General features: G+C 74.7%; 5 protein-coding genes. 2 read left to right on the top strand and 3 right to left on the bottom strand.

Annotated features, from left to right (window positions below):
- Nucleotides 1-88 precede the first annotated feature (88 nt).
- Together fabD and ABTY62_RS03530 are read left to right on the top strand one after the other, a co-directional pair.
- On the top strand, nucleotides 89-1,042 hold the full coding sequence (fabD, locus tag ABTY62_RS03535) for an ACP S-malonyltransferase (protein ID WP_352127680.1): 954 nt from the start codon (nucleotides 89-91) through the stop codon (nucleotides 1,040-1,042).
- Between the two features lie 34 nt (nucleotides 1,043-1,076).
- The gene (locus tag ABTY62_RS03530) at nucleotides 1,077-1,889 is read left to right on the top strand and encodes a M20/M25/M40 family metallo-hydrolase (protein WP_352127679.1); all 813 of its coding nucleotides are present in this window, start codon (nucleotides 1,077-1,079) and stop codon (nucleotides 1,887-1,889) included.
- Between the two features lie 16 nt (nucleotides 1,890-1,905).
- Here the strand turns inward: ABTY62_RS03530 and ABTY62_RS03525 are convergent, their stop codons facing one another.
- From ABTY62_RS03525 to ABTY62_RS03515, 3 genes are read right to left on the bottom strand one after another with little or no spacing between them, the layout of a single operon-like run.
- Entirely contained in the window at nucleotides 1,906-3,054 is a 1,149-nt protein-coding gene (locus ABTY62_RS03525; RefSeq protein WP_352127678.1) for a hypothetical protein, read from the bottom strand.
- Complete coding sequence (locus ABTY62_RS03520; RefSeq protein WP_352127677.1) at nucleotides 3,051-5,804, bottom strand: right-handed parallel beta-helix repeat-containing protein; 2,754 nt, start codon at nucleotides 5,802-5,804, stop codon at nucleotides 3,051-3,053. The genes ABTY62_RS03525 and ABTY62_RS03520 overlap by 4 nt, the downstream gene beginning before the upstream one ends.
- Nucleotides 5,801-11,698 (bottom strand): putative T7SS-secreted protein, encoded by a 5,898-nt coding sequence (locus ABTY62_RS03515; protein ID WP_352127676.1) that lies wholly within the window; start codon nucleotides 11,696-11,698, stop codon nucleotides 5,801-5,803. Before ABTY62_RS03515 ends, ABTY62_RS03520 begins: the two co-directional genes overlap by 4 nt.
- Between the last annotated feature and the right edge of the window lie 84 nt (nucleotides 11,699-11,782).

The raw sequence follows: 11,782 nt of genomic DNA, 5'->3' as shown, positions 1-11,782 counted from the left end.
TGTGTCCTCGCCGTACGGCCCCCTGATGTCCGCCCTGGTCGTATCTTTGCGGTGTGCGCATTGCTTTCCCTCGGCAACGGAGGCTGATGTGAACAGAATTGCGTTCCTCTTCCCGGGACAGGGGTCTCAGGTACCCGGAATGGGAGGGGATCTCCTGGCGCGACATCCGGACCTGGTCCGCCCGTACTTCGACACCGCGGACGAGGTACTGGGCATTCCGCTGAGCCGGCTGTGCTTCGAAGGCGACCCCGAGGAGCTGCGGGACACCGCGGTCACCCAGCCGGCGGTGTATCTGGCGAGCCTGGTGTCCGCGGTCGTGCTGCGCGAGAAGGGCGTCGTCCCGGCCGCGGTGGCCGGGCACAGCCTGGGCGAGTACACCGCGCTGGTCTGCGCGGGGGTGCTCGACTGGGTGGACGCCCTGAAGCTGGTGCGCCGGCGCGGGGTGCTGATGTCGGAGGTGAACCGCCGCACCCCCGGCCGGATGGCGGCCGTCATCGGCCTTCCCTCCGACCGGGTGCGGGAGTTGTGCGAGGAGGTGTCGCGGGAGCGGGGGCTGGTGGTCGAGGTCGCCAACTACAACGCGGCGCGGCAGACCGTCGTCTCCGGCGTCGTGGAGGGGGTCGCCGAGGTGTCCCGCAGGGTCCGCGAGGAAGGCGCGAGCCATGTGGCCGAGCTGAAGGTCGGGGCGCCGTTCCACTGCTCCCTCATGGCGGACATCACTGCGGAGTTCGGCGAGCATCTGGACACGGTGGACCTCGCCACCCCCTCACTGCCCGTGGTGGCCAACGTGACGGCCGGATATGTGTTCTCCGGGGAGGAGGCGCGCGGGCTGCTGCGCCGTCAGCTCGCCGCCCCGGTGCGCTGGCAGGAGACGCTGGACCTGCTGGCCCGGGAGGAGGTGTCGGCGTTCGTCGAGGTCGGTCCCGGGCGCGTGCTCACCAACCTCAGCCGCGCCGGACATCCGCAGGTGCCCGCCATGACCGCGGGCACCGACCGGAAGATCGGCGAGGCGGTGGAGAGGCTGAGCCCGGCGCTGGTGTGACGGCCCGGCGGGCGCCCGGATCCGGGCGCCCGCCATGCCCTACATCGGCCCGCTCACACCGTCGCGGAGGGCGCTGCTCCTGCTGCGCGAGCTGGAACTGCCGCACCCCTCCGTGCGCCTGCTGCTCAACGGCGACGAGGAGATCGGCAGCCCGGCCTCCCGCCCGCACATCGAGCGGCTGAGCGAGGACGTGTCGGCCACGTTGGTCTTCGAGGCCGCGCAGGACGGGGCGCTGAAGACCGCGCGCAAGGGCGTCGGGCTGTTCGAGGTGACCGCGCACGGCGTCGAGTCGCACGCGGGCCTCGATCCGTACGCCGGGGCCAGCGCGATCCACGCCCTGGCCGAGGTCGTCCCGGCCATCGTCGCGCTCGGCTCCCATGAACACGGGACCACCGTGAACGTGGGGGTGATCAGCGGCGGCACGGGCCGTAACGTGGTCGCCGCCCGGGCGCGGTGCGGGATCGACATCCGGATCGCCGAGCCGGCCGAGATGGCGCGGATCGACGCCGCGCTGAACGCCCTCGCACCCTCCGACCCGCGGGTGCGGCTGACCGTCGGCGGCGAGTGGAACCGGCCGCCGATGGTCGCCCACGAGGCGTCCGTGGCGCTGTTCGCGCGGGCCGCCGCGATCGCGGCCGAGCAGGGCTGGGAGCTGCGGGAGACCGCGGTCGGCGGGGCGAGCGACGGCAACTTCGTCTCCGCCCTCGGCCGGCCTGTCCTCGACGGGCTCGGCGCGGTGGGCTCCGGCGCCCACGCGCGCCATGAGCACACGCTGCTCGACCAGCTCCCCGCCCGCACCGCGCTCACGGTCGGGCTGCTGAACGCCCTGGCGGCGGACGGAGGGTGAGGCGAGGGCCGCGGGGTCAGGTTCGGCAGGTGACCTTCATCTGGGCGGCCGCGTGATGGGCCAGGTTCCAGCCGGCCGACCAGTCGTCACCGCGGTCGAGCAGCTTGATGCCGATCTTGCCCTGCTTCACCGCGAAGCTGCCCACGTTCACCCACTGGGCTCGGTGGCCCGCCTGGTTGACGGTGAAGGAGTCGTACTTCGTGGTCCGGTCGAACGGGTCGGTGAGGACGTGGTACGTGGTGGGGTGACCCGCCACGTCACGGTCGTTGGGGCCCTTGGGGACGTACACCGACAGCTGGCAGCTCTTGGCCGAGGTGCCCGGCTCCCACCACCACATCACCCGGCTGTTGGCGTCCTTGGCCGGGTCGCCGGACATCGGCACGGAGGCGAACACGCCGTTGCAGCCGTGGCCCACATAGCCGCCACCGCCGAGGGAGTACCAGCCGCCGTCGCCGTCGGTGTAGCGGTTCTGCTCGTAGTAGCCGCCCTTCGGCGGGGTCGGGCAGCTCGGCCCGGCGTAGTCGGTGTAGATCACCTTGCTGCCGGTCGACTTGGGGGCGCCGCCCCCTCCCCCGCCACCGCCGCCGCTCGTGGCCGGGGCGTTGCCGCCACCGCCACCGGATCCGGAGGAGCGGTCGTCCCCGGACGCGGGCGGCGCCCCGGCGCCGCCGCCGTCGCCACCGCCTCCGCTCGTGCCGCCGTCCCCTCCGGTGCCCCCGCCGGAGCCGCCGCCGGAGGTGCCGCCGCCCGAACCGCGCTCGTCGCCGGTGCGGGGAGCCGCGCCGCCCTGCTCGTCCGCCCGGCCGGGCTTCGGGGAGGCGGAGGTGGTCCCCTCCCGGTCCGCGGTCTTGTGCCCCGCGGCCACGGTCCTGGTGGTGTCCTTCTCCTCCTCGAAGCTCAGCTGGGACACGCCCGCCGAGACCAGCACGACGGCGCCGACCGCGAGACCGGCGGTCACCGGCACCCCGACCACCGTGGTCCACACCCTGCGGCCCGGTGCCAGGCCGCGCAGCGGCACCCCGGCCCGCCGGGCGAAGGTGTCGGCGAACCCGCGCCGCTCCGTGCGCTCCCCGCCGTGTGTCTTGCCCTGTTCGTTGCGGCTCGGCTCGGACACCGCCGCCTCCTTCTGGGAGCTGTCGTTCGTCGATCGGGGTGCTGCGGTCATCGCGGTGACTCCGGCAGCTCGGGCACATCGAGTTCGGAGAGTGTCATCAGCTCGCTCTCCGAGGGGATTTCGATCTCAGACACCCGATACGCCTGCCGCTCCGTCATGGCCTGGAACACCTGCCGGGCGGAGCGGCCGTTGCCGAACCGGCCATCCCTGGGCAGGAGTTCGAAGTAGCCGGTGAGAGAGGCGCGGGCGGCGTCGGTCAGATCGTACTGGTGCGAGGCGGCGTGCCGCTCCACGATGCGCAGCAGCTCCTCGGTGTCGTAGTCCTCGAACATCAGCGTGCGGTTGAACCGGGAGGACAGGCCGGGGTTGGAGTCGATGAAGCGCTCCATCTCGTTCGGATAGCCCGCCACGATGACCACCACCGAATCCCGGTGGTCCTCCATCAGCTTGACCAGGGTGGCGATGGCCTCCTGCGCGAAGTCGTTGCCGCCCCCGCCCTGGGCCGGGGCCAGCGAGTACGCCTCGTCGATGAACAGCACTCCGCCCATGGCCTCCTGGAACACCCGCTGGGTCTTGGGGCCGGTGTGGCCGACGTACTCGCCCACCAGCGAGGAGCGGTCGGCCTCCACCAGGTGGCCGCGTTCCAGCAGCCCCACGGCGGCCAGGATCCGGCCGTACAGCCGGGCCACGGTGGTCTTGCCGGTGCCCGGGTTGCCCGCGAACACCAGATGGCGGCTCAGCGGTGGCGCGGCAAGCCCCGCGCTCTCCCGGCGCTGCACCGTACGCATCAGCTTGACCAGGGACGACACATCCTGCTTGACGCGGGCCAGGCCGACCAGCCGGTCCAGCTCGCCGAGCAGTTCCTCCAGGCTCTCCTCGGCCGCGGGGACGTCCTGCGGCGCTTCGGTGGTCGCGGACACCGGGGACTGCCCGCCCCCGGGCCCCGCGGGCTTCCGCACCGGCGCTCCCCCGGCGGTCTCCGGCGCGGGCCACCGCGCGGACTTCACCCCGACCGAGACGCAGTCCACCACCTCCGGCCGGGCGCCGGGCTCGGCGCTCAGGTCCTCGGCGGCGTCCCGGGCCCGGACCCGGAGCAGCGCGGGCGCGGCCCGCTCGGCCAGGTGCACCGCCGGGAAGCCGGGCCGGACGATGTCCAGGTCCTCGAAGACCCCGGCGCCGCCCTCGTCCACGATCAGGCCGTTCTTACCGGGCCTGACGATCCGTACGCCGGTCACCCGCGGCGCGGCCTCGCCCGCCACGACCAGCCCGGAGCCCGTCGCCTCCCGGACCTCGGTGTCGGTGACGCGCGCGGTGGCGCCCGTGGTGAACACCAGGCCCGCGGTGCCCGGCCGCAGGATCCGGCCGCCGGACACCTCCGCGTCGCCGCGGCCGAGGGTGATCCCGGCCCGCCCGGCGTCGGTCACCTCGCATTCGGTGAGCCGCAGCGGGCCGTCCGCCCCGGCCGTGACGCCGCCCAGACAGCGGGTGACGGCGAGCCCGGACGCCTCGGCGCGGGCCGCGCCCGCCAGGTCCAGGCCCGACATCCCGCAGTCGGCGAGGCGGGTGTCGGTGAGCGTCACGGCGGCCTCGTCGACCGCGTGCACCCCGTGCTCGGGGGTGTCCCCCGCCCGCACCCGGGTGAGCGAGGCCGCCGTCCGCCCGCCCAGGTGGACCGCACTGTAACGGCAGCCGGTCAGCTCGCTGTCGGCGAGGTCGACGGCCGCGGTGCCGGTGGCCAGCAGCCCGTTGGCGGCCGAGTCCCGTACGGTCACCTCGCGCCCGGTCAACCGGGCCGAGCCGTAGGCGCCGAGCGCCGTGGACCCGGTGCGTACGACCGTCACGGCGGCCAGCCGCACCAGGGCGCCGTCGCCCGCCGCCACGCCGGAGCCCGCGCAGTCGCGCAGCACGGACGCGGTGACCTGGAGCTGCGCCGGGCCGGTCACGCCGATCGCATCGGCCGCAGGGCCGGTCAGCTCGCAGCCGCGCAGCACGACGCCGCCGGTGGCGTCGTCGGCGTCGGGGGCTTCCGGCAGCGGTGAGCTGCCCAGCGCGCGGACCGCCTCGCCCCCGGCGTCCCGGATCCGGCAGTCCGTCAGCAGGGCCGCGGCCCGGTCCTCGGTGAGCAGCCCGCTGCGGCCGGGGCGGTCGACCAGGCAGCCGCGCAGCACCGCGCGGGCGTCCTCGCGCGCCCGGATGCCCGAGCCCGCGGCGGCCCGGATCTCGGTGCGCACCAGCTCCACTCGGGTGGTGCCGCCGACCACAAGCCCCGTGCCGTCGATGTCCGCCAGCACACAGCCGGTGAGGTGGACGGCGCCGGTGGTGCGGAGCAGCACCCCGGCCAGCGCGGCGCCGGACAGCACCGCGTCGGCCATGCTCAGCGCGGCGTCCCCGCGGACCTCCAGCCGCCCGTGCCGCACCCCGCCTCCCGTCCAGTCCGTGGCGCCGCCCGCGAGCAGCGCGGCGGGCTGGTCCGCGGCCGCGCCGCGCACGGTCACCCCGCGCAGCGTCAACCGGGCGCCGGGCAGCACCTCCAGGGCGGGCCGGCCGGGCGCGGGCGCGGCGAGCGTCACGGCGGCGCCCGGCGGCGGGCCGTCGGGCGCGGGCGTGTCGTCGCCGTCCGGGTCCGCCGCGACCAGCGTCACCCGTCCTTCGACGCGCACGGTCTCCTCGTAACGACCAGGAGCGATACGGATCTCGTCGCCGTCCGCCGCGTCCCGCAGCGCCGCGGCGATGGTCCCGTAGGGCTGGTGCCCATGCGCCGAGACCAGGCGCACCGGGGCGTCGAGGCCGATGGACGTCATGCGCTACCTCCGAACGGGCCGGGCGGCCGGGGTCCTCCGGGGCCTGGGGGCTGAAGCCGGTCCAGGTTCGCCTGGGCCTCGTGGAGCTCGGCCAGGGCTTCCCGCTCCGCGGCGTTGGCGCGTTCCAGCTCGCTCGGCCCGGAGCTACCCCCGGCCATCTGATCGGCGCGCGCCTCGACCGTCTGCCGCCACTCGGACGCCCGGTGCAGAGCCGTGTTGGCGTCCGCGACGGCCACCTCGGCGGCGGTCAGCGCGGCCGGGTCCACGGGCGGCGGGAGCTGTGGGAGCTGCGGGAGTCGCGGGACGGGCGGAGCGGGCTGCGCGGGGGGTCGGGTGGCCCGCGCCTTGCCCTTGCCCTTCCCCTTGCCCGGGGGCGCGGGGTCGATGGAGCCGTCCTGGTTGGAGCGGGGTCGCTTGGACGGCCCGGGTGCGTCGACGGACCCCGAGGTGTCCGCGCCACGCGGGCGTTTGGTCTTCGGGACGTTCCCGCCGTCCTGCCCGCCCCCGGCGCCGCGCCGGCCGCCCCCGCGCTTCGGGGGTGGCTGGTCGGGGACATGCGCCGACCAGCCGCCGCCGTCGGGGCCGGAGTTCCAGGTGAGCTCGAGGGTCGGTCGGCGGTTTCTGGCCGTGACCCCGACGGCCTCGACCGTGAAAGTGGTCCCGTCCCCGGCGGTGACCCGGATGTCCCGGCCGAGCGCCGCCGCGTACTGGGTGAGCAGGGCGTCCCGGGCCGGGTCGTGGGCGAGGGCGCCTCCTGAGGCGCGGAACGTCGCGAAGTCGGACGTCGGCGGGTGCAGCCTGCCGTTCACCAGCCGTGGGAAGAACCTCTCGACGTCGACGCCGGCGCCGTTGATCTGGTCCAGCATCCGGCCGAGCGAGTTGGCGCCGCCCTGGCGCAGGTCCAGGAAGGCCCGCTCGACCAGGTTGCGCATCATCTGGAGCGGCCGCAACGAGAGGTCCCCGGAGGCCTGGGCCGCCTGCTCGAGGGCGTGGAAGAAGGTGCCGGGGGGCGTGGGGAGCTGTCCGCGCGCCAGGTGTTCATGGTTGAAGTAGGACAGATGACGGGCGAGATAGCCCTCGTCGTGGCTGAGCGCGAGAGACTGCGCGGCCAGCCGCATCTGCTCGGGGTCGATGCCCGCGAACAGCCGCTGCCCGTCGCCGGGCACCCGGGCGGACACCGCGAGACCCACCCGGTTCTTGCCCACGATGCCCAGGCTGTCGTCCAGCGCCGCCGACAGGTCGGCGGCGAGCCGGGTGCTGGGCAGTTCGCCGGGCGGGTGGTGGACCGGCCACAGAGGGTCGTTCCACCTGCCTTCCCTGATGGTCTGTTTGAAGGTGTCTCGGAGCGGCTTCAGCTCGACGCCCTCGCGCACGGCCTGGCTGTTCTGGCCCGCGCCGAGCGCGTCGCGGCTGAACAGCCGGTCGAGGGGGTTCTTGAGACCCGCGTGGTCCTGCGGCAGCTTGCCGTCCTTGTACCAGGACTTCATCAGCCGGGACAGGTCGGTCTCGGTGGACGCCTCCTGGAACTTGGTCAGATACGACACGCCCCGGTGCGGCAGGGTGTTGTTCTTGGCGTGCACCTCGCGCAGGGTGCGCAGCTCGTCGAGCGTACGCGCCCCGATGTCCGCCGAGGGCGTGCGCAGCGACTGGTCGAGCTCCCAGGCGTTCAGCCGGTTGAGCCGTTCGCTCAGCTCGCCGAACTCGGCCCCGCCGAGACCGAACCGCACCCGGATCAGATCGTCGGTGAGCAGGGTCGCGGCGGCGTCCACGAAGAGGTTGGGTTCGGGGGCGTACGGCAGCTGCGGGTGGAGGCCGGTGAGCCGGTCGCGGACCCGCATGTCCTGCTCGATCCGGCGAATGAATTCCAGCCTCATGTCCTCCAGCGGCGGCCTGGGGTTCTTCCGCTCCTTCAGCGTCAGGTTCTCGAGCCTGGCCTGGGTCTCCTCGATCAGCCGGTCGGCGCTGCCGGGGGGCGGGAGCTCGGGCGCCCGGTAGCCGCCCGCCATCATCAACGGCCGCATCGGGTTGCCCACCTCGTGTCCGTCCTCCACGACCTTCAGCGCGCTCTCCCAGTACTGGAAGACGTGTTCGCCGCCGGGGACCAGGTGGGGGTAGTTGTCGAAGTCCATGATCGAGTGGTAAGGGTGCAGGTCGTCGGCCATCATCGAGCGGACCATGTGGCGGGTGGCCTGGCTGTCGAGCGTGAGGTTGCGCGCCGTCCCGTAGGTGAAGTGGCCGGCCGGGTACGGGCCGAGCGGTGTGGCCACCAGGGCCAGCGGATGTCCGAAGGTGGTCTGGCCGAGGGCGTTCGCGATGGCCTGGCGGACCGCGGGCAGTTCGGCGTGGAGGCCGTTGACCCCGATCACCACGCCGATCCGGCCGTCGAAGCCGTTGAGTTGGTGGGTGAGGGCGTTCAGGAAGCCCTGAAGGCCGTCGCCGAGCTGGTCGAACCGGACGATCGCGGTGACCACGAAGCCGAGTCGGCGCGGCTGGGTCTCGATGGCGCGGACCCAGTTCATGTAGTCCGCACCCGTCATGCCCGCGTGGCCGCCGTTCGCCAGCTGCATGAAGGCGTCGTTCACCATGGTGTGCGCCGGGGTGGCGCCACCCGGCACGGTGCCGGGCGGCGGCCAGACGTGGGAACCGCCGGTCGGGGCGGTGACGACCTGGCCGACCGGGGGCGCGTCCACGTCCATCGCGCCCGGCTCGGGGGTCTGGTCCGGCGCGGTGCCGCGTGGGGTGCCCGGGTCCGTGACGTCGGAGATGTCGTCCATGACATCGTCCATGGCGTCGGCGGCTTCGTCGGCGGTCTGGGTCTCCGGGGACGGCGGCGGCGTGTCGGCCATGGAGATGTCGGACGGGGAGGGAGAGTGCCGGGAGCCGCCCGGCAGTCCGCCCCGCTCGTGGAACATCTGGGCGGTGATGGCCCGCATCTGCTGGTGTGTGCTGCGCGCGTCGATGCCCAGACGGTCCAGCCGGGACTCGGCACCGTCGACGCGCGCGCGGGCCGCGCCGAGTTCGTCCAGCGCGCCGAGCTGGGCGGCGGACGGCCCGCGTGAGCCGCCCTGCCCCGGCGGGGGCGTGGTCAGCTCCACCTGCCGCTCGGCCCTGCCGAGATCGGACAGGGCGCGCTCGTACGACGCCCACGCGTTGAGCCGCGCGGCGGCCTCGGAGCCGCTGGTGCCGCCCATGATGAGCTGGTGGCTCTCCCGGATCCGCTGGTTGATGGCCGCCATGGGCGACAGCCCGCCGAACCGGCCCTTGCCCGGGGACGGCGGGGCGTACGGAGGCGGCATATCGCCCGCCGTCGCCTTCCGGTACGGCGGGGGCGGCTGCACCGCCGTCTCGCCCGTCTTGGAGAGCCCGGTGTGCGGCGCGGTGGTCTCGGGCGGGCGGCCGGGGTGCGCGACGAGGTCCAGTGCGTCCCCCGCCCCCTTGGCGCCCCCGCTCCCGGCGGCGTCGAGCGGGCCGCGCGCGGACACACCGCCGGGCGGCGGAGCCGACCGCGCGCTGAGCCCGCCCGCCGAGGACGCGGCCGGGGGCGGGGGCGCGGCGCGCTCGCCGCGCAGCAGGTCCATGGCCAGGTCGTGCGCGGCGGCGGCGGACAGCGGCTCCGGGACGCGGACGGCGCCGCCCGGCGGCACGGCGGCAGCGCCGACGCCGGTGCCGGTGCCGACCGGCGCGCCGCGCCCGGGCGCGCCCGGGGGCGCACTCGCCGCGCCCGCGTGCACACCCGCGGGCGCGGGCGCGGGCGCGCCCGGGGCGGCGTGGACGCCCGGGTCCGCGTGGGCCGCCGCGCCTGGGCCGTGCGCCCCGGTGCCCACCGGCGCCATGTGCGCCGCGGCGCCCGGCGCGTGGCTCCCGACAACGCCCGCGGGGGGCGTCGCACCGACGGCCCCGGCGGCCACCGGGCCACCGCCCACGACCGTGTGCGCGGCGCCCGGCGCGTGGCCCCCGACGACCCCCGGCGGCGGGGTCGCGGCCAGAGCGCCCGCGTGTGCCGTGGGCGCCGCCGCGCCGGTGGGCACCGGGGCGGTGCCCGCGACCGTGTGCGCGTCCACCGTCCGGGGGGCCGCGTCGCCGATCCGCAGGGTGATGCCGTCGCCCCGGATGGCGGTGACGGCGACGTCCCCATGCGCGAGGGCGTTCAGCTCGGGGAAGGTCAGATCGTTCAGCGCCTCGGCGTGTCCGACCGCGCCGCGCGCCATGGTGACCCCGTCGGACACGCCGCCGGCCGACACCACGCCGGGCACGGACTCCTGGCCGGTGTGGGACACCGAGGACGGGGTGTGGGCGTCGCGCAGCAGGTCGATGGCGGTGTTGCCGGGCAGCAGCAGATTGTTGTCCAGCCGCACGTGGCCGGCGGCGAAGTCCATCTGATGGAGCGTCTGGAGGCCGTGGCCGCCGGGCGCCGCGTGGGCGGCCGGGACGACCAGGCCGCCCGGGCTGGTGGTCATCCCGTGGGGCAGCGGCGCGGTGGTCAGGCCGTGGGACGCGCCGAGCCCCTGGGGCGTCAGGGCGCCCAGGTTGACGGTGGGCAACTCCGTCAGCGGGGTCAGCGGTACGGCCCCCAGGGTGCCCGTACCGAGGCCGCCGAGGTGGAGGCCGCCCCCCGGCAGAAACGCGCCGGGCGGCCGGATGAGCCCGGTGGGCACCAGGGCGCCGGAGCCGGTCTGCACCGCGGGAATGCCGTGCAGGGCCGCGTCCGTACGTCCCGCGTTGGCGAGCAGGGCGTGCAACTCGGGCTGGGCGATGCCGAGGACGCGCTCGCCGAAGGCGAGCCGGGCGGCGCCGCCGATGCCGAGGACGCTGAGCTCGGTGAAGTTCAGCGGGAGGAGGGTGGCGGCGCCGACCCGCGCGAGCCGCTGGAGATTGGCCAGCGAGTAGGCACCGGCCTTGGCCCAGGCGCCGGTCGAGGAGGCGGTGACGCGCGCCCAGTCGCTGCCGATCGCGCCGAGCGCGCTGTTCCAGCCGCCCTTCAGGGCGTTGCCGAAGCCCTTGCCCAGCGCGATGACGTCGATCTTGACCAACGGGGCGAGATGGGCGCCGATCACCATCGGGGCCACGACGATCTTGGGCAGGCCGGTGAGCGAGGAGAAGTGGCTGATCTGGCCGAAAAGGCCACGCCCCGCGCCGGTCAGGCCGCCGACAACGCCCTTGAGGCCGTTGCCGAGGCCCTTGATGATCGCGCCGATGTTGATGGCCTTGGTGGTGGGGAAGAGCACGCCGAGGAAGGCCAGACCGAGTTCGAGCCCGCTGGCCTTGCCCTGGCTGAAGTCCACGATGGTCTTGATGAGCAGCACGGCGTTCATGCCCCACGCGATGATGCCGAGGATGCCGCCGGTGAAGACCGCGATCACCGAGATGATGATCGTCAGCCACTGGAACGCCTCCCAGAACAGGTCGCAGTCGCTGACCGGCTGGACCATCAGCTCGCCCGCGTCATGGAGTTGCCGGCGCAGCTCGCCCGCGGCGTTGGAGACGTCGGTGCGGGCGTCCTCGGCGCGCTGGGTGAGCGGCTGCCGCTGCGGATCGTCCTCGGCCAGCCCCTGGGCGGTGGAGAGCGCCTGGTCGGCCTCGCCCTGAGCGGTCTCGACGGCGGTCGCGTAGACGCGGATGGCGTTTTCGGCCTTGCGGAAGGACTCCTCGACATGCCCGACGAAGTTGTACAGATGGCTGTCCACCATCTCGCGCAGCCGGTCGGCGGTGACGCCGATGAACCGCTGTCCGTCGCCCGCGGTGGTCTGGAGCTCGCGCAGCCCGGTGTTGATGACCCCGGCGGAGGTCGCCAGGTCGCGCATGGTGTCGGCGATGGTGTTCAGCATGGCGGGGTCACCCGGGACCGGGTCACCGCCGAGACCGAGGGCACTCCAGTCGCCGGGACGGGTCGGCACGCAGCTCCTCCCCCTGACGGTCAGCTGTGGTTCCGGCGCCTCATCGGTGGGCGCCTACACTGGCGTAGCGCACCGACGGGCGAA

The sequence above is a fragment of the Streptomyces sp. NPDC097640 genome, assembly GCF_040302705.1.
GTDB lineage: Bacteria > Actinomycetota > Actinomycetes > Streptomycetales > Streptomycetaceae > Streptomyces.
This window is presented reverse-complemented; position numbering and strand designations above follow the sequence as displayed.